The following is a 23325-nucleotide window of genomic DNA, read 5'->3' on the forward strand; positions in this document are numbered from 1 at the left end:
ATCAGATCGTTCATCGGGCACCACCTCCTCGGACTCTCGCACGGCTGCCGAGAAAGTAGCAGACCCCACGAAGTTTCGCGCGTGTCCGGGTGGGCGTCGGCACCCTTCTTGGCCTAAGGTCGCCGCATGCTGATTGGCCGACGAACTCTCGCTGCTGTGGCCGCCCTCATGATCGCCGGTTCGGCCGGGTGCTCGTCGATCGGCCCAGCGACTCCCGAGGACGTCGTGCGGGCAGCTCCTGAGGACGTCGTCCGGGCTGCTCCGGAGAAGGCCGGCGCCTCGGATCCCCTGTTCAACAAGGTCGCCGTCACCCAGAGCGAGGCTCCGGTCAAAGCCGCGGAGACCAAGACCACCGAGGTGTACGCGCTGGGCGTCCGTGCCGACGCGAAGCAGCGGACCGTCACGTTCGACGAGATCGAGTGGTTCACCGGGAAAGCGGCCCGCGCCGCCTGCCAGGCCGACAAGGTCGAGGTCCAGCCGTCGGCCTGGTGCCACGACTTCTACTACCGCAACCCGGATGACCGGAAGCGGACAGCCGCCCTGGCCGAGTCGGCGACCGTCACGATCGCCGACTACTTCTCCGAGGCCGAGACGGTTCCGCAGAAGAAGGCCGGTCTGAGCGAACTCGACGAGCGCCTGACCGAGGGGGAGACCCTCCTGGTGCTGACCGTCCGGGACGGCGTTATCACCGGCCTGCGGGAGCAGTTCACGCCCTGATCGGATCGCGTTGATCAGGACGGCCCTGATCGGATGGCCCCGGCCGGATCGTGCTGATCGGGAACGCCGTGGCCGGGACCACCGCATTCGGCCCGGCGGTCGCGGGTCGGCCCTGGGCCGCGCCGACCTCGCGCGGCCGCCAGGGGAGGTGTGGATCTACGGGAGTGTCTGCTCGTATCAAATCCGGGGTGGCGCGGTTGACTCTCGAAGGACCAGTTCGGTCGCGGTGCTGACCACTTCGGTGACCTGTTCCTCCGGGGCGCGGGACAGCAGCAGCTCCACCGCGCGGCCGCCCAGCTGCTGCAACGGCATCCGGACCGTGGTCAGCGGGGGATTGAGGTGCTCGGCCAGGGGCAGGTCGTGGACGGCGACCACCGAGACGTCCGCGGGGACGCGCAGGCCGGCGCGGCGCAGGGTGTCCAAGACGCCGACGGCCATCGCGACGTTGGCCACGAAAACCGCGGTAGGAGTTCCGGATTTTTCCGCATTGGCCAGTAGGCTGCCCATCGCCTCGGCGCCGCCGCCGGACGTGTAGTCGCCACGGGCCACATCGGCGGGTCGGACCGTGATCCCGGCCGTCTTCATCGCCTGGCGGTAACCGGCGGCGCGGCGCTTGGCGGTGTCGGCGCCGGTCGGGCCGGCCACGTGCCCGATCCGGCGGTGACCCAGCGACAGCAGATGCTCGACGGCTAGTTTCGCCGCGTGGGCGTCGTCGAGGATCACGTATCGATGGTGGTCGCCGGTGTCCCGGCGGTTCACCATCATCCACGGCAGGCCCAGGCTCTGCAGTTTCTGGTGCTCGCGGGCGCTGGTCGGCCCGGCCAGCAGCAGGCCGTCGACCCGGCCCTGGCCGAGGAGTTCCAGGTAGCGGTCCATGCCGTTGCGGCTGCCCGAGGTGGATCCGGTGACCAGCACGTGACCGCGGTCCAGGGCGGCGCTCTCCGCCCCGGTGATGATCTCCGCGTAGACCGGGTTGGCGAAGTCCGGTATCACCAGCCCGAGGGTGCCGGCCTTGGCGGTGCGCAGGCTACGGGCCGCTATGTTCGGCCGGTAACCGAGCGTGCGGATCGCGTCGATCACCCGGTCCCGGGTCTCCTGGCGGATCACCAGGGCCGGGTCCTCGTTGATGACCCGGGAGACGATGGCCTTGTCGACGGTGGCGAGCTTGGCGACATCGACGAGCGTCACCCGCGGCGTGGCGGCGCGTCGCGTCGTCATGGCGATTCAGCTCCCTCGTCGTGTGGTGTACGCATGGTACGGGGTGGCTGGACCAGCTCCAGGGTGATGTCGTCCGGATCGAGGAAGTAGCAGGTGAAGCCGCCCGCGTTGATCCCGGCGGTGATCTCCTGCGGCGGGCTGACGAACCGGACCCCGGCCGCGCTCAGCCGGGCGTGGTCGGCGCGCGCGTCCTCGACACACATCGCCAGGTGCGCGGCGCCGGGCCGGTTGCGGTGCGGGCCGAACGGCTCACCCCGCGGCGTCCGGTACTCGACCAGTTCCAGGTCGTGTGTCGAGATCCCGCGCGGCTGCCCGGGCACCGCCAGCTGGGCGATCCGCAGGTCGGCGTCCGGATAGCCGACCAGGCGACGGGTGTAGTCGTTGTCCTGGTCCTGCCGGTGCACCAGCTGGAAGCCGAGCAGGCTGGCGTAGAAGTCGACTGACCGATCCAGATCAGCGACGGTGAAACTGAAGTGCCAGACCCCGAACATCGCGCTCACTTCCCGGTCACCGCGCGCAGCGCGTCCACGATGTCACCGGTCTGCGGCAGGACCGCCTGGGCCAGCTGCACGGCGGCCGGGATCCGGGTGTCCAGCGCGCCCACCCGGCGCGGCGGCGCGCTCAGCGGCACCCCGGACTCGCACACCCGGGCCACCACCTCGGCCCCGAATCCGCCGGTCAGGTTCGCCTCGTGCACCACCAGCAGCCGGCCGGTGCGGCGGACGCTGGCCAGCACCGCCTCGGTGTCGAACGGGTTGAGCCAGACCGCCTCGATCACGTCGGCGCTGATCCCGTCCTCGGCGACCAGGTCGACCGCGGCCTCCACCGAGCCGGTGATCGCGCCCCAGGTCACGATCGTGACGTCGTCGCCGGCCCGGCGCAGGCGGTGGCCGCCGATCGGTTCCACCGGGCCGCCGATCCGGACCTCGGACTTGGCCCCGGCGTACAGCGTCCGGTTCTCGATCACCACCACCGGGTCGTCGCAGGTCACCGCGGACAGCGTCAGGTCGTAGGCGTCCTGCGCGTCGACCGGCATCGCGACGCGGATCCCGGGCACGTGCAGCAGCAGCGCCTCCAGGTTCTGCGAGTGCTGGGCACAGGCCCCGGGAGCATTTCCCTGCTGGGTACGAATGGTCAACGGCGCCGCCAGCCGGCCCTCGGACACGTATCGCACGTTGGCGGCCTGGTTCACGATCTGGTCGAACGCGACGAGCATGAAGTCGGCCCACATGATCTCGACGATCGGGCGCCGGCCGGTCATCGCCGCCCCGACCGCCGCGCCGAGCATCGCGGTCTCCGAGATCGGCGTGTCGAACACCCGCTCGCCGAACGCCTTCCGCAGCCCGCGGGTCACCCCGAACACGCCGCCGGGCAGGGCCACGTCCTCGCCGAACAGCAGCGTCTCCGGCATCTGCTCCAGGCACCGGGCCAGCGCCGCGTTGATCGCGCCGCCGTAGGTGAGCTTGGCGGTCTCAGACATACAGGTGCTCCCGGGCGGTCGACGGGTCGGACAGGGGCGCGGCCAGCGCACGTTCGGTGGCCGCGGCGATCTCGGTGCGGGCGCGCTGCTCGACCCCGTCCAGGGTCTCCGCGGTGACACCCTGCAGGGTCAACTGCTTCTTCAGCCGTACGATCGGCTCGTGCTTCTCGTCCTCGGCCAGTTCGCCGGCGGGGCGGTAGCTCTGCGCGTCACCGATGTAGTGGCCGACGATGCGGCGGGTGGTGGCCTCGATGAACGTGGGCCCGCGCCCGTGTTCGGCGGTGGTCACGGCCAGCCCGACCGCGGTCGCCACCTGTGCCGGATCGTTGCCGTCGACCCGCACCGCCGGGATGCCGAGCGCGTGCGCCCGCGCCGACAGGTCCGGGTTGCGGACCATGTCGTTGATCGGGGTCAGCTCGGAGTACTTGTTGTTCTCGCAGATGAAGACGACAGGCAGGTCCATCGCGGCGGCCATGTTCATCGCCTCGGTGACCCCGCCCTGGTTCATCGCGCCGTCGCCGAAGACGGTCACCGCCACCCGGCCGCTGCCGTCGAACTTCGCGGCCAGCGCGGCGCCCACCGCGATCGGGGCGCCGGCGCCGACGATCGAGTTCTCCCCGTAGAAGCCGTACTCCGGCGCGGAGAAGTGCGCGGATCCGCCGCGGCCGCCGTTCACCCCGGTCCGCCGGTACAGCAGTTCGGCCATGATCCCGGTGGCCGGCACGCCCCGGGCCAGGGCCCAGCCGTGCCCGCGGTAGGTGCTGTACAGCGCGTCCTGCGGGCGCAGCATCCGGCAGGCGCCGACCGGAATCGCCTCCTGACCGTTCTCCAGGTGCACCGAGCCGACGATCCGGCCGTCCAGGCGCAGACTGAGGATCGTCTCCTCCAGCACCCGGATCCGCCACATCGCCAGCAGGTCCGCCAGTTGCTCGCCGCTCACTCGCATCGTCCTCTCCATCAGTTCATCTCCAGCCCGCCGTCGACGTTGAGCGCCTGCCCGGTCATGAACGACGCCATGTCGCTGACCAGGAACGCGACCACGGCGGCGAGTTCGTCGGGGTTGCCGGGGCGGCCCAGCGGGGTGCGTTTCGCGACGTCGTCGAGATACGCCGCACCGGCGCCGGGGCCGAACTCCCGATCGCGGTCGGCGAGGATGCCGGACCACATGTCGGTCATGAAGACGCCGGGGCAGACCGCGTTGACCCGTACGCTCGGGGCGTACGCCAGCGCGGTCGACTTGGTCAGCGACAGCAGTGCCGCCTTGCTCGCCGCGTAATCCATCGCGTTCGGCCGCCCGGAGCGCCCGGCGACCGAGCTGAGCAGCACGATGCTGCCGCTCGTCATGCCCTCCGCCGCTGCTCGCACGGTGTGGAAGACCCCGGTCAGGTTGATGTCCAGGGTGCGCTGCCACTGCTCGTCGGTGATCTCCGCCGGTGGGCGGGTGCGCATGACGCCGACCGCGGACACCAGGATCCGCAGTTCACCACCGGCCAGCCGGGCCGCTGTTTCTGGGGCCGCTCGGCAGACGGCCGGATCGGACAGGTCGACGCCGAGCGGGTGCACGACACCGAGCGGGGACAGCTCGGCGACCGCCTGGTCGAGGCGCTCGCCGGGCAGGTCGGCCAGCACGACCGGGGCGCCGCAGCGCAGCAGGGCGGCGGCGACGGCCCGGCCGAGACCGCCGCCTCCGCCGGTCACCAGGGACACGCGTCCGGTGAGGTCAGTGGTCTGCATGAGGCGCTCACCCATCGGTCGTTCAATCGTTTGACCGACAGTATGTCGCCGACCCGTACAGCGTCAACGGGTTCCCCGGTTATCCGGGCGAATCGGCCCGGTCCTGGCTAGGTTCGACATCGTGTCGTTTCCGGTCACGATCGTCCCGTCCGCCTCCGGCCCGCTGGAGGACGCCCTGCTCCGGGCCGGGCTGGAGATCCGGCACTTCGACGGGACCGGACCGGTGGCCACCGTGGCCAGGTCCAGCGCGGCGGTGATCTACGCGCTCGGTCCCTCCGGCTCCGAGGCCTTCGTCCGGGCGGTCCGGGAACACAACGACCGGATACCGATCCTGCTGTACGGCGAACAGCTCACCGCCCGGGACATCCCGCAAGCGGTCCTGGCGCGGATCGACGGGGTCGTCAACGCGTACGAGGACACCCCGGATTTTCTCGCCCGCAAGATCCAGCGGGAGGTCAGCCACTATCTGGGGCAGCTCGCGCCGCCGTTCTTCGCCGCCCTGATGCGGTACGCCAGCGACGGCGCCTACTCCTGGCACTGCCCCGGGCACTCCGGTGGCACCGCGTTCCTGAAGAGCCCGGTCGGCACCCTGTTCCACGACTTCTTCGGCGAGAACCTGCTGCGTGCCGACGTGTGCAACGCCGTCGAGGAACTCGGGCAGCTGCTCGACCACAGCGGGCCGATCGCCGACAGCGAACGCCTGGCCGCCCGCACGTTCCGCGCCGACCACCTCTACTTCGTCACCAACGGCACCTCCACCAGCAACAAGATCGTGTGGAACTCGCTGGTCGGGCCGGGCGACGTCGTGGCGGTGGACCGGAACTGCCACAAGTCGGTGCTGCACGCGATCATGCTGACCGGGGCGATCCCGATCTACCTGATGCCGACCCGGAACAAGGCCGGCGTGATCGGGCCGATCCCGCGCAGCGAGTTCAACCCCGTCGAGCTGCAACGCAAGATCGAGGCCAGCCCGCTGATCCTCGACAAGACCAAGCGGATCCGGCTGCTGGCGCTGACCCAGTCGACCTACGACGGGATCATCTACCGGGCGTCCGCTCTGAAAGCCGAGCTGGACGGGGTCGTCGACGCCCTGCACTTCGACGAGGCGTGGCTGCCGCACGCCTCGTTCCACCAGCTATACGACGGCATGCACGGCGTCGCCAACAACCAGGAACGCACCGACCGGACCGTCGTCTACGCCACCCAGTCCACCCACAAACTGCTCGCCGGACTGTCCCAGGCGTCGCAGATCCTGGTCCAGGACACCACCGGCGGGCACTTCGACGAACGGGTCTTCGGCCAGGCGTTCCGGATGCACACGTCGACCAGCCCGCAGTACGCCATCATCGCCAGCTGCGACGTGTCCGCCGAGATGATGGCCGGACGGCGCGGACCCGCCCTGGTGGAGGAGACCATCACCGAGGCGATGGAGTTCCGGCGCGCCGTCATCCGGGCCGGTCTGGACGCCGCCCCGGACTGGTGGTTCACGGTGTGGGGGCCGGACACCCCGCCCCGCGACGGGCTGCCCGACCGGACCGAGTGGGAACTGACCGCGGACGCCGCCTGGCACGGCTTCGACCGGATCGACGACGGCTTCACCATGCTCGACCCGATCAAGGTCACCCTGATGACCCCCGGCCTGACCGTGCACGGCGAGTTCAGCGACCCCGGCACACCGAGCATCCCCGGCATCGTGCTGGCCCGCTACCTGGCCGAACACGGGGTGGTGGTGGAGAAGACCGGCCTGTACTCGCTGTTCGTGCTTTTCACCATCGGCATCACCAAGGGCCGCTGGAACTCACTGCTGGCGGAGTTGCACCGGTTCAAGAGCGCCTACGACGGCAACGCCGTGATCGACAGGTTGATGCCGGCCTTCACCGCCGAGTTCCCGTCGTACGCCGGCCGCCGCCTGCGGGACCTCTGCGACGACCTGCACACCACCTACCGCGACGCCGACCTGGCCGAACTGACCACGGCGATCTACACCGAGCCGGTCGAACAGGTCACCATCCCGGCCGACGCGTGGACCGCGATGGCGGCCGGCCGGGTCGAGCACGTCCCGGTTTCCGAACTGGCCGGGCGTACCACCGCGGTGTTGCTGACCCCCTACCCGCCGGGCATCCCGCTGCTCGTGCCCGGCGAACGGATCAGCGCCGGCATCGTCCGGTTCCTGGAACACGAACAGGACCTGGCCGCCCGCTGGCCCGGCTTCACCGGCATCACCCACGGGGTCAGCGGGCTCACCGTCGCTTGTTTACCTGAACGGTGATCGTGTTGGAAGTCAGGCCGTAGTGGCCGGCCACCTCGCGCAGGCGCTCCTCGCCCTTGCCGATGCGGAAACTGTGGCCGTCCGGATCCCGGACCACGAAGTCACGCATCCCGGACGGGCGGGACGCGATCGGGTCCGTGATGTCCGCGCCGGCCTGCTCGTACTCGGCGCAGAGGGTGTCCGGGTCGTCGGCGTACACATAAGCCGTCTGGGCCGGCGGCGGGCCGTCGCCGGTCCACGGGATCAGCAGCAGGGTTTCGATGTCGCCGCTGGACAGGGCGGCCAGAGCGTCGTCGGCAGTGCGCCAGGCCAGGCGGAAGCCGAGCGCCTCCTGGTAATAGGTGATCGACCGATCCATGTCGGTCACGGCGAGCCGGGGCATCACGTGCAGCCAGGTCGTCGGTTCGGTGCTGATGGTGTCCTCCTCGGTGAGCGCGTCCACCGCCTCCAGCAGGCGGCGGACCTCGTCGAGCCGGGTTTCGAGGCGGGCGCGGTGGTCCCGGAACAGCTCGCGCCGTTCGGTGTCACCGGCGCCGGCCAGCACCCGGCGGATGTCCGCGATCGGCATGTCCAGCGATCGCAGCAGGGCGATGACCCGGGCGGCCCCGGTCTGGCCGCTGGTGTACCAGCGGTAGCCGGAGCCTTCGGCGCGGCCGTCCGGTTCGAGCAGCCGCATCCGGTCGTACCGGCGCAGCTGCGGAATGCTCAACCCGACCAGTTCAGCGAACCGCCCGATCCGAAAGTGCCCGTTGTCGTCGTCCACGCTCCGATTCTGCGAGACTCACCCGGGTGAGGGTCAACAACACGATCCACCCCATTGCCGGTACGCCTGACCTGCCCCGGATGCGAGCCTTCTACCAGGAGGTTCTCGGCGCGATCCAGGCCCGGCGCGTACCGGAGGAGGGTCCTGAGTTCTATGTCGAGCTGCGGATCGGCGATTCCACACTCGGTCTCGTCCGCCAGGAGGACGCCGAGACCGGTTCGCCGGTACGGATCATCCTGAGCGCCGAGGTGCCGGACGTCGACGCGTTGCTGCCCGTCGTCGAAGCCTCGGGTGGCACTGTCACGGGGCCGCCCAACGACATGCCGTGGGGTCAGCGGGTGGCGCACGTCCTCGACCCGGACGGCAACATGCTCAACCTTACGATGCCGCTCTGATCACTTGGGGAAGTGCGGCTTGAGGTTGGCGGCCATCATCCGGTCCAGGAGGCGGTCGGAGAGCAGGCGGGGGAGCCGGGTGAGCATGGCCGCGTCCCGGCCGATCGTGTAGCGGGCGCGTGGGCTGCGGGTGGTCGCGGCGTCGGCGATGATCCGGCCGGCCCGGTCGGCGGGCAGCCCGGACTTCGTGAAGTCGGCGGCCTGGTTGATGATCGCCCGGAGCAGGGCCCCGTACCGGGTCTGCTCGGTGGGTGTCATCCCGGCGATGGTCTTCTCGGCCCGCTCGATGCCGTGCGGGGTCATCTCGGTCTGCACACCACCGGGCTCGACGACGACCACCTGCACGCCGAGCGGCGCGAGTTCACGGCGTAGCGCGTCGCTCATGCCCTCCATGGCGAATTTCGCTCCCGCGTACGCGCCATAGGTGGGCATCGCGACCTTGCCGCCCACCGAGCTGATGTTGACGACCCGGCCTCCGCTGGTGTGCAGGGCGGGCAGGACCGCCTTGGTGACGGCGACGTGCCCGAAGAAGTTGACCTCGAACTGGCGGCGCCACTCGTCCATCGAGAGCAGCTCGACCGGGGCGTTGATCGCGATCCCGGCGTTGTTGATCACGGCGCGCAGCGGGCGGCGGCGCGGGTCGGTGGTGATCCGGCGGGCGACGTCCTCGATCTGACCGGCGTCGGTGACGTCGAGGAAGACCGGCTCGATGCCCGGCGCTTTCAGGGCGACCGCATCGGCGTCACGGCGGACTCCGGCGAGCACGTGGTAACCACGGCCGGCCAGCTCACGGGCGGTGGCCGCACCCATGCCGGTGGAGGCGCCGCTGATCAGGACCAGTTCTTCATGTGACGTTGTCATATGAACGACGGTAGGCATTCCATGTGACATTGTCAAATGAACGGGAGGGTAGATTGCCCCCATGGTCAGCAGGGTGGAGAGCGCGGCGGCAACCAGGCGCGCACTGGTGGACGCCGCCACGGAACTGCTCGACGAGGGCGGCCCGGAAGCGGTCACGCTACGCGCGGTCGGCGCACGGGCCGGCGTGTCCCGGGGCGCGCCGTACGGTCACTTCCCCGACAAGGAACACCTGCTCGGCGCGGTGGCCGAGGAGAGCTGGACGATCATCGGCGATGGTCTGGACAAGCTGATCGCCGACCGTTCGTTGCCTCCCGCCGAACGTCTGGAGCGCGCCCTGACCGGCTTGATGGAGGTGGGCCGCCGGCGCCCGCACGCCTACGCGCTGATGTTCGCGGCTCCGGTGGACCAGAACCCGGGAGCGGTGGAAGCGGTGTCCCGAACCCACGACCAGTTCCTGACGATCGTGGCGGAGCTGGCCGACGACCCCGGCCCGATCGGGGCACTGCTGATGACAAGCGTCCACGGCATTGTGGCCATGGAGAACAGCGGCCACCTGACCCCGGAAAAGTGGAACACCACAGGCGACGCCCTGCTCAAACTCCTGATCGCCCGGATCGCCTGACTGCGGCTGCGCGGATGTGATCGTCGTGATGCTCGAGGATTTTCTTGGTTCTCGGCACCAGTTGCGGCCAGCGCGCCCCGACCGTCGCGAGATGGGAGCGTAATTCCTCCCCCGAGTCGTAGAGCCACCCCTCGTCGAAACTCAGCGCCGCCTCTACCCGCCGGATGTCATCCGAATGGAGCCATTCGCGAAGAATGGATATCAGGTCGGTGCCGTTGTCGTCGGTCAACCAGATGAGCCTATGGATGATCTCGTCCAGATCGCCGCCCGTCAGGTTGGGGGAGAGCCTGGCGATCAGGCAGTCCATCACTGACCGCATCACCTCACGCCCGCGGAGGCGATCGATGCCGCCGCTCCAGGGGAGCCGGTCCTCGAAGTCGCAAGCCGCCACCGCGGGAAGGTCGGACTTCCACAGCCGGGTCACGGTTTGCGCCGTCAGATCGACGATCGATGACCGGTCACCGAGGTCTGTCGATTCCAACTCCACGGTGGTTCGCCAGCGCACAAAATCGGCGTCCGGCTCGATGGCTGACGTGGCCTGATTGCGGCGCGCCTCGACCACCAGGCCGGGCAGGAGCATGGCGCCTCGCTCGAATGTTCCACCCAGGAGTGCCGCGAGCACGACTTTCACCTCGGGAACGTCACCCTTGACGAATATCTTGCAATAGTCGAAGCCGTCCACATGTGCCTCCAAGGAGCTGGGCACGCATGGTACGGACGCGGGTGACCGGGCCGCGACATCATTTCGCCGGGGCGAGCGCCCAGACGAAGGCGGCTCGCGTAGGCCCACGTGGCTGGTCGGATCCGATGTCATCGAGCCGCGGCTTCGGCCATTGAGCGTAGGACCGTTTTGAAGCCCAGCCAGCCGATCGCCTCGAACGCCGGGGCGGTCAGGCGGGTCAGGCGGTGGGGCCACACCGTGACGTCCTCGCCCCACAGGACCCGGCTACGGTTTCCGGGTAACGGGGTCACCGTGAACCAGGCGTAACCCCGGATCACGTGGCCGTGTTTGGTCACCTCGCAGCGGCCTGCACTGTCGCCGGGAGTGTCTCCGGACGGGGGCTGCCAGCCGGTCACGGTCATCGGGTCGTCGAAAGCCAGGCGGCCTATGCCGGTGCGGGCCGTGAAAGCGCGGTCACCGGTCACCGCCACGCTGGTGAAGGGGGCCCAGTCGCCGTGGCGGGGCCAGTCGACAAGCGTCGCCCACGTGACCGTGGCGGGGGCGCGGACCGTCTGGCTCACGGTGAAACGGGGCATTTGTCCATCGTACCGACAATTAATCTGACCTTCTGGTGGGACCGCGAACCGTGCGCATCGCGTCGGTCAGGCCGTGCGGGCGGGTGTGCCTCGGGCGGCGACCGGCAGCGGGGTCGACGGACATCTCCTTCATCATCGCCACGCTCAGGGCCAGCATCACCACCACGAACGGCAGCGCCACCACGATCGTCGCCTGCTGCAGCGCCTGTAGCCCGCCGGCCAGCAGCAGCGCCGCGCCGACCGCGCCCATCAGCACGCCCCACATCACCACCAGCAGGCGGGCCGGCCGCAGCGCGCCGCGCGACGACAGCGAGGCCAGCACCAGGGACGCCGAGTCGGCGCTGGTCACGAAGTACAGGCCGACCAGCACCACGGTCACCGTGGTGGTCACGGCCGCCAACGGCAGCGACTCCAGGAGACTGAACAGGGCGTACTCGGAACCTTTGGCGACTTCGGCGACCAGGTCGACAGCGCCGGAGGTCTGGGCCTTGAGCGCGCTCCCGCCCATGATCGAGAACCACACCGCGCTGGCGCCGCTGGGGACCAGGAGCACGCCGACGACGAACTGCCGGACCGTGCGGCCGCGGGAGATCCGGGCGATGAAGGTGCCGACGAACGGTGCCCAGGAGATCCACCACGCCCAGTAGAACAGGGTCCACGACCCCATCCAGGACGGGTCCGAGAACGCGCCGGTACGCGTCGACATGACCAGCAGATTGTTCAGGTAGTCACCGACCGCCGCCGGCAGCACGTCCAGGGTGTAGACGGTCGGACCGGCCAGGAAGACGAAGAGCATCAGCAGTACGGCGAGGCACACGTTGATCGTGGACAGCCATTTGACGCCCCGGTCCAGCCCGGAGAAGGCGGACGCCACGAACGCCGCGGTCAGCGCCCCGATGATGATCAACTCGACGGTCCGGGTGTCCGGCACCCCGGCGACGATGCCGAGCCCCGCCGACACCTGCAGGGCGCCGAGCCCGAGGCTGGTGGCCGAGCCGAAGACGGTGGCGAAGACGGCGAGCAGGTCGATCAGCCGCCCGGTCCAGCCGTCGGCCCGGTCGCCGAGCAGCGGGTGGAACGCGGCGGAGAGCCGGTTGCCCCGGCCCTTACGGAACGTGGAGTACGCCAGCGCCAGCCCGGCCACCGCGTAGATCGCCCACGGATGCAGGGTCCAGTGGAACAGGGTGTACTGCATCGCCACCGAGGCGGCCGCCCCGCTCTCGGCGACGGCGCCGGATGCCGGGGGTGGCGCCGCGAAGTGCTGGATCGGTTCGGCGACCGAGTAGAACACCAGGCCGATGCCCATGCCGGCGCTGAACATCATGGCGACCCAGGCGAGGGTGCTGAACTCGGGTTCGTCGTCGTCGGCGCCGAGCCGGATCCGCCCGAAGCGCCCGGCCGCGAGGATCAGGGCGAGTACCAGGAAGGCGTCGGCGGCCAGTACGAAGAACCAGCCGAACGTGCCGATGGTCCAGTCCAGCCCGGCTTTCCCGGCGCGGGCCGCGGTGTCCGGGGTGAGTACCGCCCACAGCACGATCGCCAGCACACCGGCCACACCAACGGCGATGACCGGGCGGTCGGCGCGGTCGTCCTGAGCGGTGGTCACAGAAGATCATCGTGCCCCGGTTCGCGGCTCCGCGGTCAACATATTGACGCTCATCGAAACGATGCATAGCGTGCAGGCACGCACCCCGGCGCGGGCACACCCCCGCACGCGCCGGCTCGTTCCCCCCGCGAAAGGGCGTTGACCATGCTCCGAGGCGTACGTCGCACGATGCTCGCCGCAACCGCGCTCCTGCTGTCCCTGGCCTTCGCCGGACCGCCGGCCGGCGCACACGATCCGGGCTCCAAGGAGGGCAAGGCCGAGGAGCAGGAGCTGCTCCGGATCTACCAGCCCACCTGGAAGAGCGGCACCGCGATCGCCGACGCCACCGTGACCTGCGTGAACGGCACGGCCGGCAGTTACCCGTGCAAGAACGTGGACCTGCTCAGCTTCCTGCCCCAGTCGTCGCTGGGCGGCGGCAGCTCGTCGAGCATGTGGTACTGGGCGGACAGCTACAACAACAACGAGTACATCCTGTACTGCCGCTCCAACGGGGTCTCGTTCGTCAACGTCACCGACCCGTCGAACCCCCGCTACCTGGGCAACCTGCCGTCCGCGAACGGGGTCAGCTCGTCCTGGTGCGACATCCGGACGTACAACAACTACGCGTACATCGGCAAGGACTCGGTCTCGCACGGCATCCAGATCTTCGACCTGACCAAGCTGCGCAACGTCACCACCACCCAGACGTTCACCGCCGCCGCCAGGTTCACCGGCCTGACCAACAGCCACACCCTGTGGATCAACCAACAGACCGGCTTCCTGTACGTGTCCGGGGCCAACACCTGCAGCAAGGGCCTCACCATCTACGACATCAAGACGCCGCTCACGCTCACCCAGGCGGCCTGTTACACCGGGGCGGTCTACTCGCACGAGTCGATCGTGGTCAACTACACCGGGCCGGACACCCGTTACACCGGCCGGGAGATCGCGTTCAACTTCACCGGTCAGGGCAAGACCGTGCAGATCCTGGACGTGACGAACAAGTCGGCGATCAAGCTGCTGTCCAGCGGCACCCACCCCGGCGCCAGCTTCGTCCACCAGGGCTTCGCCAGCAGCGACTACAAGTACATGATCGTCAACGACGAGACGATCAGCACCGCCTCCGGCAGCCCCGACTTCGTCTACGACATCCAGAAACTGGACGCCATCAAGTACGTCGGCCGGGACAACGGCACCCGCGGCACGTTTGTCAACCACAACGGCTACACCGTCGGCAACCGGCACTTCCAGGCGTCGTACCGCGGCGGCCTGCGGATCCTGGACACCACCAACGTCGCGTCGGCCAGCCTGCCCGAGGTCGGCTACTTCGACGTTGACCCGTCCTCGAACGCCAGCGGCTACAGCGGGAGCTGGATGGCGCTGCCGTACCTGAAGAACGGGGTGGTAGCCGTACAGAGCATCGGTGTGGGTCTCTTCCTGGTGAAGCCCACCGGCACGGCGGCCGTCAACTGACCGCCCCACCAACCGGCACGGAACGTCACCGCCGCCTGACCGCGGCGGTGACGCTGGCCGGCTTCGTCGGGGCCGCCTACCTGTTCTTCGACAGCCAGGCCCCGGCCGCCGCGCCACCCGCACCGGCACCCTCCGTGGTCGCCTACAACAGCGACGGACTCTCCGACATCTACGACGGCTTCCAGGTCGAGCCGCTGTCCCTGCCGACCGGTCGCGGACCGGCCATGATCAAGCTGAAGGTCAACGGCCCGACCACCGACTTCCAGATCGTTCACACCGAACCCATGCACATGTACGTCCTCCGCGACGACCTGTCCGGCTACCAGCACCTGCACCCGACCCTGGTCGACGGCGCATGGACGGCCCCCGTGACGATCACCGACGGCGGCGCGTACCGGGTCTACATCGAGTTCACGCCGGCGGGCCGCCCGGCAACCGCCGACCCGACGGTCCTGGGAGTCCCGTTCGTGATCCCCGGCGACACCAGCATGATCCCGGTACCCGCCCCGTCCGCCTCGGCGACGTCCGGTGAGTACACGGTCCGCCGCCTGGACGGCACCGCCGACCTGACCTCGGGCACCCAGACGGCGTTGCAGTTCCAGGTGCTGCGCGACGGCCGGCCGGCGGAGCTGGAGCCGTATCTGGGCGCGTTCGCCCACCTGTCCAACTTCGAGGTCCGCACCCAGGCCCTGATGCACCTGCACCCACTCCCGTCCGATGCCACGGGTCTGCTGTCGTTCCACGCCGCCTTCGCCGAACGCGGCGACAAGCGCCTGTTCCTGCAGTTCCGTGCGGGCGGTGAACTGCACGAGGTCGCCTTCACCGTCTTCTCGACGTGACCAGCCCTCCGTCGGGTAGTGCGGGGAGTTGATCACCACCTACAGTCAGCCGCGTGACCGATACCTCTCCGCCCAGGCCGCGGACCCGCTGGGTGGTCCTTGCCGTTGTCGCCGTCGGTGCCCTCGCTGCCGTCACGCTCGGCGTCCAGCGGGCCGGCGCCCACCAGGACGGGCCCGGTCCGCGCGCTGTCGTGTCACTGCCGCCCGTCTCACCCGGCGTCGCCGGTGCCGGTTATGTGGGCAGCCGCTGGCGTCTGACCGGCGTGACGGACGCCCGCGGCACCACCGAGATCCCCGAATCCACCGACGCGTGGATCGAGCTGGCCGCCGACGGCAGATTCGTCGCGTTCGACGGCTGCAACACGATCAGCGGGCCCGTCGACACCACCAGCACCGGCTTCGACATCACCGACGCGCTGTCCACCCTTGTCGGGTGCCTCGACGGCGACCCCGCCGCGCAGGCTGCCATCATCGGCATGGACGCGATGACGTCGGGCCCGGCCGGCCAGACCATACACACCACCATCCTGTCGGCGGACCCGTCACAGTCGACCGTCCAGGCCGGCGGCGTCCGGCTGACCTTCACCCGATCCGGCCCGGCCGGTAGATAGGACGCCACCAGTGAACGCGCCGGCCGTCCGGGCAACCGCCGGAATCCCCGCCCCTCAGCGCGGGGCGAAGTCAAGAGGGAGCGGTGGCGCCGTGCAGGAACAGGTCGACGATCTGTTCTGCTGACAGGGCCGGATGTTGTGGCCGGGGGATCTGGATGCCGCTGAGGGCGAGGCCGAGGAATGCCTCCGCCAGGATGCCGGCGGGCAGGGCCAGGGTCGGCTCGTCCGGGTCGAGGACTCTGGTGACGGCTTCCCGGATGTCGATCATTTTTCCGATCCCCCGGAAATCCCGGCGATCGAAAGACCAGGGGACCGGCGTCTCGGCAGCATCGGCACGGTAGAGCGCGTCGACGTCGGTCCGGATGCGGTGGTAGTAGGCGTCCAGGATGGCGATCACCTGCACGAGGCGGGCGGCGAGGGGCAGAGTTGCGGGGATCGCGTCCATCTGGCGTACCGCCTCGGTCGGGTCGGTTGCCGCGCTCACGGTTGCCGCTATCGCCGCCGTGCATGCCTGGAGGATCGACTCCTTGTCGGTGAAGACGGTGAGCAGTTCGGGCTCGGGGACGTTGGCTGCCTGGGCTATCTGGGCCGTGGTCAGGGATGAGGACTGGGCCAGGAGCGGCAGCGCCGCCCGCACGATGGTGTGACGGAGCTGCTCCGGGTCCACGGAGACCAGGGTACGAACCGGGGACAAGGTAGGCCCGGACGAGCAGCGGTCCGGGCCTACCGAGGAGTACTCAATCGGCGGCGTGCAGCTTGGCGCCCTTGGCGTCGTACGCGGTGATGTCGGTCAAGGTGGCCGGCGGTGAGCCCGGGGGGAAGTCGAACCAGAAGATCTGGGTGTTGCTCTCCTCGTCGAAGGCGGTCCACGGCGCCCGTTTCGCTGCGACCGTCGCACCGGTGCCGGTGTCGCGGGCGGTGATCTTCGCAGCGTCGCCCACGTAGTAGCCGAAGGTCGGGGTGGTGCGGTCGCCGAGCAGGCGACCGGCCCGGACCGCGTGGAAGCCAGGGGAGAGCCGGTCGGCGCCCGGCGGGTCGGTGCTGACGATCTCGGGGCGGAAGTCGTCGAAGGTGCCCTTGACGGTGGTTCCCAGGATCAGGGTGAGCGACCTCTCCAGCCGGTTCGGGTCGCTCGTCTCGGTGTAGAGGATCCATCGGCGGCCGTCGGCCTTCTGGCCGGTCTCGACGATCGTGCCGACCACGCCGGGAGCCGAGGAGTTGCCTGTCGACGGCAGCGCCGACGGGCCGGCCACCGGGACCTGGCGGAGCGGAACCCCGAGGTTCACCAGCTGGCTGCCGCCGACGAGCAGCGCTACCACCGCCAGTGCGGACGCACCACCGACGGCGAGTCTGCGGCGCCTACGGATGCTGCCACCGGCGGCCATCACGTGTTGCAGGTCCAGGGGGGCGGGCCGGAAGTCGGGCGGTGAGTGCATGGCGTCCTTCAGATCGTCCAGCTGCGTCATAGTCCTGCACCTGCTTCCGTCTCGGTTCGTAGCGGCGGCACGGAGCCGACCGTGATGCGCAGTTTCGCCAGGGCGCGGGAGTTGAGGCTCTTGACCGTGCCGGCGGACAGGTCGAGTTCGCGGGACACCTCCGCCTCGCTGGCGTCGAAGAAGTGCCGCAGCACGATCACCGCCCGCTCCCGCGGCGACAGCGCCTGCAGCGCGCCGATCAGCCAGCGCCGTTTCGACACCACGTCGGCGACGTCCTCGGTGGCCTGCCGGTCCGGCATGGTCTCGGTCGCGTACTCCCGCATGGGGCGGCGCCACTGGTCGGTGACCAGGTTGGTGAGCACCGTGCGGGCGTATGCGTACGGATCCTTGCGCCGGACCCGCCCCCACGCGGCGTACACCCGGACCAGGGTGGCCTGTGCCGCTTCCTCGGCCTGGTGCTGATCGCCGGTGAGCAGGTACGCCGCCCGTTGCAGCCGGGCCGAACTGGCCTCGGCGAAAGCGATGAAGTCCGCGTCACCGCGCGCCATCGGAGGTCTTTCCACGTTTCATGAGCATCAAGACGAGTGGGTGTCAGGTTTGGTTGCGCCGGTCCGGAAGAGATTGCCACTGCAGGAGGGCCGCGGTGGCGTCGTCGCGCAGTTCGCCGTTCTCGTACGACACGATGGTGTGTATCAACCGGCGCATCGTCTCGGCCGGGGCGTTGCCCTGGAGCAGGGCGTCCAGGATGAACTCGCTCAACCGGTCCGGCCCGAACTGGGTGCCGGCGGTGTCCCGGGCCTCGGTGATGCCGTCGGTGTAGAGGATCAGGGTGTCGCCCGGTTCCAGTTGGGTCTCGGCCACCCGTGGCGGCCGGTTGGCCAGGTGTTCCAGCCCGAGCGGCAGCGTGTCGGGGGTGGGTAGCGACGGCAGCCGCCGGCCGGCCCGCAGGTGGATCTCGGCGGGGTGCCCGGCGCTGATCCGCCGGTACCGGCCGGTGACCATGTCGAGTTCGGCCAGCAGGGCGGTCACGAAGTACCCGGGGTGCTGGGCGCGGACCCACTTGTCGATGGAGCGGCACGTGTCGACCAGGGAGAGACCCGAGCGACGGGCGTTGCGGTACGTGTTGAGGGTCAGCGTGGCCAGGGCGCTGGCTTGGATGCCGTGCCCGACCGTGTCGAAGAGCGCCACGTGCAGGGTGTCGCCGTTGGCCGCGTAGTCGAAGGCGTCGCCGCCCACGTCGTAACAGGGCTCCAGGACGGCCGCGACGGTGGTGCCGTCGATGGCGTACGTCAGGGGCGGCAGTTGATTCCAGATGATCTCCGCGGCGAGCTGCATCGGCAGCCGGCGGCGGGTGTGCTCGACCGCGTCGCCGTAGAAGCGGCGGCTGGCGATCAACTCGGCGACCAGTGCCGCGATGATCTCCAGATCGTGCAGGGCGGATGCCGGTGGATGCTCCTTGACCCGCAGTTCCAGCACGCCGAGCCGTTCGGCCCCGTGCAGCAGCGGCAGCCAGAGGGCCCCGGCGTGCCACTGCCGCCGGGAGGTGGTGAAGGCCCGCCCGGCCGCGGTATCGGCCACCGTGATCGCCGCCGTGTTGTCCTGCGACGTGCGCAGCGGATGCAGCGCCATCTGACCGTAATCGGCCAGCAGCACGATCGCGCTCTCCGCGTCGAGCAGCGGCGCGGTGGCCGCGAGCACCGCCGGCAGGTCCTCGGCCCGCCCGCGGTGCCGTAGGTCCATGAGCCGCCGGACGGCCTCCATCGATTCCAGCATCGGATCCCATCATTCAGCCCACCGGCCGAAAAAGCACCGGGTCGCATGATGGGATCACCCCGACAGGCCGACACGAAACGCAGGGGGAGAGAACATGGTCGTTCCCATCGCCGTCACCGGCGCCACCGGGCGGCTGGGCGGGCGGATCGCCCGGCGGCTGGCGAGCGCCGGGGCGGCCCAGCGGCTGCTGGTCCGCGATCCGGCACGTGCCCCGGAGTTGCCCGGCGCCACCGCGGTGACCGCCTCCTACGCCGACGCGGCCGCGGCGCGCGCCGCGTTGGAGCAGGTGGAGACAGTGTTGATGGTGTCGGCGTCGGAGACCCTGGACCGGGTCGGTGAGCATGTCACGTTCATCGACGCCGCGGTGGCCGCCGGGGTCCGGAACCTGGTCTACATCTCGTTCTACGGCGCCGCGCCGGACGCCACGTTCACCCTGGCGCGTGACCACTGGGCCACCGAGCAGCATCTCAACGGCACGGGTCTGCGGGTGACGTTCCTGCGGGACAACCTGTACGCCGACTTCCTGCCGGGCCTGGCCGGCGCCGACGGGGTGATCCGTGGCCCGGCCGGGGACGGGCGGGTGGCGGCGGTCGCGCAGGACGACATCGCCGACGCCGCGACCGCCGTCCTGCTCGACCCGGCGGCGCACGCGGGGCGGACCTATTCGCTGACCGGTCCCGCGGCGCTCAGCATGGCCGAGGTCGCGGCGGTGCTGACGTCGGCGACCGGGCGCGAGGTCTCCTACCAGCAGGAGACGATTGCCGAGGCGTACGAATCCCGGAAGGTCTTCCAGGCCCCGGACTGGGAGGTCGACGCGTGGGTGTCGACCTACACCGCCATCGCGGCGGGGGAACTGGCCGGTGTCACCACCGACGTCGCCGACCTGACCGGCCACCCCGCCACCAGCCTGGAGCAGCTGCTCTCACAGCCCTGACCAGTATCGAAGCGCCTGCTCCGGGCTGTCGTCGCCGTCGACCAGGGCCCAGGCGACGTGGCCGTCGGGGCGCAGCAGGACCGCCCGTAGCTCCGGCTGCCCGGGGCAGGACGCTTCGATCACCCGGACCCGGTCCGACCAGGGCCGCATGGCGCCCGTCCCGGACAGGTCGAGCAGCACCGGGCCGCCGTCGGTGGCGCCGGGTGCCAGGTCCGGGCACAGCCGCCCGACCCACGGGTGGTCGCCGCCGCCGGGCATGTCGTAGCGGGTGTCGAGACCGGTCAGCACCTCGGCGAAGGCCCGGTTCCCGTCGGGGTGCGCGGCGACCCGGGTGAGCATCTCGACCAGTGGCTGCAGCTCCGCACCGGCGTTGCCGAGCAGCGTCTGGGCCCGGGTGGCGGCGAGAACCCGCGAACCGGCCGCGTGCCGTTCGGTGTGGTAGCTCTCCAGCAGATGGTCCGGTGCGGTGCCGTGCACGGTGGCGGCCAGTTTCCAGCCCAGGTTGAACGCGTCGTCGAGTGCCACGTTCACCCCGATCGCCCCGGCCGGGGGATGGATGTGCGCGGCGTCCCCGGCCAGGATCACCCGCCCGTGCACGTACCGGTCGGCCTGCCGGGCGGCGTCGCCGAACCGGGACACCCAGCGCGGCCTGACGAGTTCCACGTGCCGGCCGAGGGTCTGATCCACAGCGGACTGCAGTGCCTCCAGGGTCGCCGGGGTGGACGGTTGAGGGTCCTCGGCCAGGATCCGGACGTAGCCGGGCCGGGGGATCACCACCACCGTGCCGGCGGGCCCGGCCGTCGGGCCGTACGGCAGCGCCTCCGGGTCGGCCAGTTCGACGTCGCCGAGCAGCCAGTGCATGCCGGCGTCGGTGCCGGGGAAGTTGATGCCGGCCCGCTTGCGGACGGTGCTGCGGCCGCCGTCGCAGCCCACCACGTACGCCGCGCGCAGGCGCTCGCCGTTCACCGTGGCGATCACCGCGTCGCCGGTCTGCTCCAGCGCCTGCAACTCCTGACCACGGCGGACGTCGGCGCCGGTCCGGATCGCCTGTTGCTCCAGGTGTTCCTCGACCCGGGTCTGCGGGATCCCCAGCGTGTACGGGTGACCGGTGAACGTCCCGGCCAGCCCGAGCGTGACCGGCAGCGAGCCGAACGCGGCATGCGGCACCGGCCAGCCCTCGGCGATCAGGGGCGCGGCCAGCCCGCGCCGGGCCAGCAGATCCAGCGAGCGGGCGTTGAGGGTGAACCCGCGGCAGTACGCGGGCCGTTGCGCGTCGCGTTCGACGACCGCCACCCCGACGCCGGCCAGCCGGAGTTCGCAGGCGAGCATCAGCCCGGCCGGTCCGGCCCCGGCGATCAGCACGTCGATCATGCGGACCACGTCCCGTCGGCGGCGGGCCAGGTCAGGGTGCCGTCCCGGATCTCGTCGCGGGTCCGCACCGTCCACTCGAGTTCGGCCGCCAGCACGTGCAGGCCGTACTCGCCCTCGATCATGAAGAGCCGGGGGAGCAGGCCGGATCCGACGGTGTCGGCCATCATCTGCCGGGCCTCGGTGATCTGCAGCTCCAGCTGGCCGGCCCGTTCGCCGAGGGCGTCGGCGGCCCGCTCCGGGCCGAGCGCGCCCAGGTAGGAGACGGCGGCCAGGAACTTCGGGTACTCCACCACCGGGGTGCGGATCAGCTCGTCGACCCAGCTGACAAATTCCTGCTGCCCGGTCTCGGTGGTGGTGTAGACGGTCCGCTCCGGCCGGCGGCCGTCCTTGACGGTTTCGACCGGCGTGATCCACTCGTGCCGGACGAGGGCCGCCACCGTGTCGTACAGCGAACCGGTGGTGATTTTGAAACTGCTGTCCTTGCCTCGTTCGCGCAGCGTGGACGCCATCTCGTAGGGGTGCATCGACTTCTCCTGGAGCAGGCCGAGCACGGCCAGCGCCAGGGTGTTGGCGACCTTTCGACGGACCATCGAATCCCTCGCAATCGGTTAGTCGGATCCGACTATACGGATCCGACTAGCCGATCGGAAGGTCAGGGCAGCGGCGGGAAACGCAGCACGCGGTCGTCGGTCGCGGCCGGGGTGCCGCGGCCGTCCCGGTTGCTGGTGGTCACCCACAGGGCGCCGTCGGGTGCGCGCTCCACCGTGCGCAGCCGCCCGTACGTGCCCTGCAGCCGGGCGACCGGGGTGCCCACGCCGCCCGCGCCGGTCAGTGGCACCGTCCACAGGCGCTGGCCGCGTAGGGCGGCGACGTACAGCGTGGAGCCGTCGATCTCGGCGCCGCTCGGCGAGGCCTCCGCGGTACTCCACACCACGACCGGGTTACGGAACCGGGTGTCGGTGCTGGTGCCCTCGACCGTCGGCCAGCCGTAGTTGCCACCGGCCACGATCACGTTCACCTCGTCCCAGGTGTTCTGGCCGAACTCGGCGGCCCACAGGCGGCCCTGCGCGTCCCAGGCCAGGCCCTGCGGGTTGCGGTGGCCCAGGCTGTAGACCAGCGAGTTCGCGAACGGGTTGCCGGACGCGGGCACCCCGCCGTCCGGGCGCATCCGCAGGATCTTGCCGTTGCGGCTGGCCTGGTTCTGCGCGTTCGACGTCACGCCCGCGTCGCCGACTCCGGCGTACAGCATGCCGTCCGGGCCGAACGCGATCCGGCCGCCGTCGTGGATGCTCGCCTTCGCCAGCCCGCTCAGGATCACCTGCTGACTCGACGGGGTGTCCAGACGGAACCTGGCGATCCGGTTGTCGGAACTCGCGGTGAAGTAGACGTACACCAGATTGTCCTGGTTGAAGGTCGGTGAGACGGCCAGGCCGAGCAGTCCCGCCTCGCCGGTGGGGACGACCCCGGCGATGGTGGTGACCGTGACCGGCGCGGCGCCCGGCGTTATCCGCAGCACCCGGGCGCTGTTGCGTTCGGTAACCAGCGCGCTGCCGTCCGGTAGGAAGCCCAGGCCCCACGGGACGGTGAGGCCGCTCGCCACCACCTGCGGATCGCCCAGGTCGGGTGCCATCGCGATGGCGGGTTGCGGGCCGGCCGCCAGCAGGACCGCGGTGAGGGTGACGCCGATGAGCGTGCGGTGCATGAGCACCTCCAGAGATAGGCAATCGTCAATCAATGATGCCAGTTACTGGAACTACTCGTTCTGGTCAAAACCGACAAGACGTCGTCGATCGAGGTCCGGCAGGCGATTCTGCGCCATCTGCCGGCGGTGCTGCTCTGGAGGATTGCGCGCACCGGCTCGGGTTCAGCGGCGCCACCAACTTCAGCAAATATTTCCATCAACGAACCGGTGGTACGCCTATCGGGTTCCGTGGAGAGGCGCGCCGCTGATTGGTGATCCGATGTGGTGGGTATCAGGGGGTCACGG

At 70.1% G+C, this 23325-nt stretch carries 25 protein-coding genes; 8 read left to right on the forward strand and 17 right to left on the reverse strand.

The features are described 5' to 3' along the window. The first annotated feature begins 126 nt into the window (after nt 1-126). On the forward strand, nt 127-717 hold the full coding sequence (locus tag Aco03nite_RS15395) for a hypothetical protein (RefSeq protein ID WP_203795773.1): 591 nt from the start codon (nt 127-129) through the stop codon (nt 715-717). Nucleotides 718-894: 177 nt separating this feature from the next. Here the strand turns inward: Aco03nite_RS15395 and Aco03nite_RS15400 are convergent, their stop codons facing one another. From Aco03nite_RS15400 to Aco03nite_RS15420, 5 genes are read right to left on the reverse strand one after another with little or no spacing between them, the layout of a single operon-like run. Next, on the reverse strand, nt 895-1935 hold the full coding sequence (locus Aco03nite_RS15400) for a LacI family DNA-binding transcriptional regulator (RefSeq protein WP_203795774.1): 1041 nt from the start codon (nt 1933-1935) through the stop codon (nt 895-897). After that, nucleotides 1932-2426, reverse strand: coding sequence for a VOC family protein (locus Aco03nite_RS15405; protein WP_239145203.1), 495 nt, complete (start codon nt 2424-2426; stop codon nt 1932-1934). Before Aco03nite_RS15405 ends, Aco03nite_RS15400 begins: the two co-directional genes overlap by 4 nt. A 5-nt stretch (nt 2427-2431) precedes the next feature. Beyond that, the gene (locus Aco03nite_RS15410; RefSeq protein WP_203795776.1) at nt 2432-3415 is read right to left on the reverse strand and encodes an alpha-ketoacid dehydrogenase subunit beta; all 984 of its coding nucleotides are present in this window, start codon (nt 3413-3415) and stop codon (nt 2432-2434) included. Continuing rightward, a complete protein-coding gene (locus Aco03nite_RS15415) occupies nt 3408-4373 on the reverse strand; it encodes a thiamine pyrophosphate-dependent dehydrogenase E1 component subunit alpha (RefSeq protein ID WP_239145186.1) in 966 nt (321 codons plus the stop codon). Before Aco03nite_RS15415 ends, Aco03nite_RS15410 begins: the two co-directional genes overlap by 8 nt. Beyond that, a complete protein-coding gene (locus Aco03nite_RS15420) occupies nt 4373-5149 on the reverse strand; it encodes an SDR family NAD(P)-dependent oxidoreductase (RefSeq protein ID WP_203795777.1) in 777 nt (258 codons plus the stop codon). The genes Aco03nite_RS15415 and Aco03nite_RS15420 overlap by 1 nt, the downstream gene beginning before the upstream one ends. Nucleotides 5150-5270: 121 nt before the next feature. Between Aco03nite_RS15420 and Aco03nite_RS15425 the strand changes: the two genes are divergently transcribed. Continuing rightward, a complete protein-coding gene (locus Aco03nite_RS15425) occupies nt 5271-7418 on the forward strand; it encodes an Orn/Lys/Arg family decarboxylase (protein ID WP_203795778.1) in 2148 nt (715 codons plus the stop codon). Here the strand turns inward: Aco03nite_RS15425 and Aco03nite_RS15430 are convergent. Continuing rightward, on the reverse strand, nt 7390-8181 hold the full coding sequence (locus Aco03nite_RS15430) for a VOC family protein (RefSeq protein WP_203795779.1): 792 nt from the start codon (nt 8179-8181) through the stop codon (nt 7390-7392). The two genes, Aco03nite_RS15425 and Aco03nite_RS15430, sit on opposite strands and share 29 nt — an antisense overlap. 26 nt (nt 8182-8207) lie before the next feature. Between Aco03nite_RS15430 and Aco03nite_RS15435 the strand changes: the two genes are divergently transcribed. Further along, nucleotides 8208-8576, forward strand: a complete 369-nt coding sequence (locus tag Aco03nite_RS15435; RefSeq protein WP_203795780.1) for a VOC family protein — start codon at nt 8208-8210, stop codon at nt 8574-8576. Here Aco03nite_RS15435 and Aco03nite_RS15440 read toward each other — a convergent pair whose 3' ends face one another. Further along, nucleotides 8577-9437 (reverse strand): SDR family oxidoreductase, encoded by an 861-nt coding sequence (locus Aco03nite_RS15440; RefSeq protein WP_239145187.1) that lies wholly within the window; start codon nt 9435-9437, stop codon nt 8577-8579. It lies immediately after the preceding gene. Nucleotides 9438-9498: 61 nt separating this feature from the next. Between Aco03nite_RS15440 and Aco03nite_RS15445 the strand changes: the two genes are divergently transcribed. Further along, nucleotides 9499-10059 carry a TetR/AcrR family transcriptional regulator gene (locus Aco03nite_RS15445; protein ID WP_239145188.1) on the forward strand — a complete coding sequence of 187 codons (561 nt, stop codon included), beginning with the start codon at nt 9499-9501 and terminating at the stop codon, nt 10057-10059. Here Aco03nite_RS15445 and Aco03nite_RS15450 read toward each other — a convergent pair. The 3 genes from Aco03nite_RS15450 to Aco03nite_RS15460 form a co-directional block, all read right to left on the reverse strand. Further along, nucleotides 10031-10741: a hypothetical protein gene (locus tag Aco03nite_RS15450; RefSeq protein ID WP_203795782.1), complete on the reverse strand. Its 711-nt coding sequence runs from the start codon at nt 10739-10741 to the stop codon at nt 10031-10033. The genes Aco03nite_RS15445 and Aco03nite_RS15450 overlap by 29 nt on opposite strands. 128 nt (nt 10742-10869) lie before the next feature. After that, nucleotides 10870-11316: an SRPBCC family protein gene (locus Aco03nite_RS15455; protein WP_203795783.1), complete on the reverse strand. Its 447-nt coding sequence runs from the start codon at nt 11314-11316 to the stop codon at nt 10870-10872. Nucleotides 11317-11335: 19 nt separating this feature from the next. After that, nucleotides 11336-12922, reverse strand: a complete 1587-nt coding sequence (locus Aco03nite_RS15460) for a BCCT family transporter (protein ID WP_203795784.1) — start codon at nt 12920-12922, stop codon at nt 11336-11338. A 144-nt stretch (nt 12923-13066) separates the two neighbouring features. Between Aco03nite_RS15460 and Aco03nite_RS15465 the strand changes: the two genes are divergently transcribed. The 3 genes from Aco03nite_RS15465 to Aco03nite_RS15475 are packed head-to-tail and all read left to right on the forward strand — an operon-like array spanning nt 13067 to nt 15824. Beyond that, on the forward strand, nt 13067-14374 hold the full coding sequence (locus tag Aco03nite_RS15465) for a choice-of-anchor B family protein (protein ID WP_239145204.1): 1308 nt from the start codon (nt 13067-13069) through the stop codon (nt 14372-14374). Nucleotides 14375-14421: 47 nt separating this feature from the next. Next, on the forward strand, nt 14422-15213 hold the full coding sequence (locus Aco03nite_RS15470; RefSeq protein WP_203795786.1) for a DUF8832 domain-containing protein: 792 nt from the start codon (nt 14422-14424) through the stop codon (nt 15211-15213). 53 nt (nt 15214-15266) lie between these two features. Further along, nucleotides 15267-15824 carry an META domain-containing protein gene (locus Aco03nite_RS15475; protein ID WP_203795787.1) on the forward strand — a complete coding sequence of 186 codons (558 nt, stop codon included), beginning with the start codon at nt 15267-15269 and terminating at the stop codon, nt 15822-15824. A gap of 70 nt (nt 15825-15894) precedes the next feature. Here the strand turns inward: Aco03nite_RS15475 and Aco03nite_RS15480 are convergent, their stop codons facing one another. From Aco03nite_RS15480 to Aco03nite_RS15495, 4 genes are all read right to left on the reverse strand, one after another. Then, nucleotides 15895-16491, reverse strand: a complete 597-nt coding sequence (locus Aco03nite_RS15480; RefSeq protein ID WP_203795788.1) for a TetR/AcrR family transcriptional regulator — start codon at nt 16489-16491, stop codon at nt 15895-15897. Between the two features lie 70 nt (nt 16492-16561). Then, nucleotides 16562-17290 (reverse strand): hypothetical protein, encoded by a 729-nt coding sequence (locus Aco03nite_RS15485; protein WP_203795789.1) that lies wholly within the window; start codon nt 17288-17290, stop codon nt 16562-16564. Then, entirely contained in the window at nt 17287-17808 is a 522-nt protein-coding gene (locus Aco03nite_RS15490; RefSeq protein ID WP_203795790.1) for a SigE family RNA polymerase sigma factor, read from the reverse strand. The genes Aco03nite_RS15485 and Aco03nite_RS15490 overlap by 4 nt, the downstream gene beginning before the upstream one ends. Before the next feature lie 43 nt (nt 17809-17851). After that, nucleotides 17852-19033 carry a PP2C family protein-serine/threonine phosphatase gene (locus Aco03nite_RS15495; protein ID WP_203795791.1) on the reverse strand — a complete coding sequence of 394 codons (1182 nt, stop codon included), beginning with the start codon at nt 19031-19033 and terminating at the stop codon, nt 17852-17854. 94 nt (nt 19034-19127) lie between these two features. Between Aco03nite_RS15495 and Aco03nite_RS15500 the strand changes: the two genes are divergently transcribed. After that, nucleotides 19128-19967, forward strand: a complete 840-nt coding sequence (locus Aco03nite_RS15500) for an SDR family oxidoreductase (RefSeq protein WP_203795792.1) — start codon at nt 19128-19130, stop codon at nt 19965-19967. Here the strand turns inward: Aco03nite_RS15500 and Aco03nite_RS15505 are convergent. From Aco03nite_RS15505 to Aco03nite_RS15515, 3 genes are all read right to left on the reverse strand, one after another. Next, nucleotides 19956-21338 carry an FAD-dependent monooxygenase gene (locus Aco03nite_RS15505; RefSeq protein WP_203795793.1) on the reverse strand — a complete coding sequence of 461 codons (1383 nt, stop codon included), beginning with the start codon at nt 21336-21338 and terminating at the stop codon, nt 19956-19958. The two genes, Aco03nite_RS15500 and Aco03nite_RS15505, sit on opposite strands and share 12 nt — an antisense overlap. Further along, nucleotides 21335-21928, reverse strand: coding sequence for a PadR family transcriptional regulator (locus tag Aco03nite_RS15510; protein WP_203795794.1), 594 nt, complete (start codon nt 21926-21928; stop codon nt 21335-21337). Before Aco03nite_RS15510 ends, Aco03nite_RS15505 begins: the two co-directional genes overlap by 4 nt. Nucleotides 21929-21990: 62 nt before the next feature. Next, a complete protein-coding gene (locus tag Aco03nite_RS15515) occupies nt 21991-23040 on the reverse strand; it encodes a PQQ-dependent sugar dehydrogenase (protein WP_203795795.1) in 1050 nt (349 codons plus the stop codon). Between the last annotated feature and the right edge of the window lie 285 nt (nt 23041-23325).

Origin of the sequence: Actinoplanes couchii (assembly GCF_016862075.1) — a bacterium.
Classification (GTDB): Bacteria; Actinomycetota; Actinomycetes; order Mycobacteriales; family Micromonosporaceae; genus Actinoplanes; species Actinoplanes couchii.

Excerpts from the sequence above, each read along its gene's own strand:
- Aco03nite_RS15395 (WP_203795773.1), top strand. The coding sequence starts at position 127 with ATGCTGATTGGCCGACGAACTCTCGCTGCTGTGGCCGCCCTCATGATC.
- Aco03nite_RS15445 (WP_239145188.1), top strand. The coding sequence starts at position 9,499 with ATGGTCAGCAGGGTGGAGAGCGCGGCGGCAACCAGGCGCGCACTGGTG.
- Aco03nite_RS15420 (WP_203795777.1), bottom strand. The coding sequence starts at position 5,149 with ATGCAGACCACTGACCTCACCGGACGCGTGTCCCTGGTGACCGGCGGA.
- Aco03nite_RS15490 (WP_203795790.1), bottom strand. The coding sequence starts at position 17,808 with ATGGCGCGCGGTGACGCGGACTTCATCGCTTTCGCCGAGGCCAGTTCG.
- Aco03nite_RS15515 (WP_203795795.1), bottom strand. The coding sequence starts at position 23,040 with ATGCACCGCACGCTCATCGGCGTCACCCTCACCGCGGTCCTGCTGGCG.
- Aco03nite_RS15405 (WP_239145203.1), bottom strand. The coding sequence starts at position 2,426 with ATGTTCGGGGTCTGGCACTTCAGTTTCACCGTCGCTGATCTGGATCGG.
- Aco03nite_RS15400 (WP_203795774.1), bottom strand. The coding sequence starts at position 1,935 with ATGACGACGCGACGCGCCGCCACGCCGCGGGTGACGCTCGTCGATGTC.
- Aco03nite_RS15510 (WP_203795794.1), bottom strand. The coding sequence starts at position 21,928 with ATGGTCCGTCGAAAGGTCGCCAACACCCTGGCGCTGGCCGTGCTCGGC.
- Aco03nite_RS15465 (WP_239145204.1), top strand. The coding sequence starts at position 13,067 with ATGCTCCGAGGCGTACGTCGCACGATGCTCGCCGCAACCGCGCTCCTG.
- Aco03nite_RS15410 (WP_203795776.1), bottom strand. The coding sequence starts at position 3,415 with ATGTCTGAGACCGCCAAGCTCACCTACGGCGGCGCGATCAACGCGGCG.
- Aco03nite_RS15485 (WP_203795789.1), bottom strand. The coding sequence starts at position 17,290 with ATGACGCAGCTGGACGATCTGAAGGACGCCATGCACTCACCGCCCGAC.
- Aco03nite_RS15505 (WP_203795793.1), bottom strand. The coding sequence starts at position 21,338 with ATGATCGACGTGCTGATCGCCGGGGCCGGACCGGCCGGGCTGATGCTC.
- Aco03nite_RS15495 (WP_203795791.1), bottom strand. The coding sequence starts at position 19,033 with ATGCTGGAATCGATGGAGGCCGTCCGGCGGCTCATGGACCTACGGCAC.
- Aco03nite_RS15455 (WP_203795783.1), bottom strand. The coding sequence starts at position 11,316 with ATGCCCCGTTTCACCGTGAGCCAGACGGTCCGCGCCCCCGCCACGGTC.
- Aco03nite_RS15500 (WP_203795792.1), top strand. The coding sequence starts at position 19,128 with ATGGTCGTTCCCATCGCCGTCACCGGCGCCACCGGGCGGCTGGGCGGG.
- Aco03nite_RS15415 (WP_239145186.1), bottom strand. The coding sequence starts at position 4,373 with ATGGAGAGGACGATGCGAGTGAGCGGCGAGCAACTGGCGGACCTGCTG.
- Aco03nite_RS15440 (WP_239145187.1), bottom strand. The coding sequence starts at position 9,437 with ATGACAACGTCACATGAAGAACTGGTCCTGATCAGCGGCGCCTCCACC.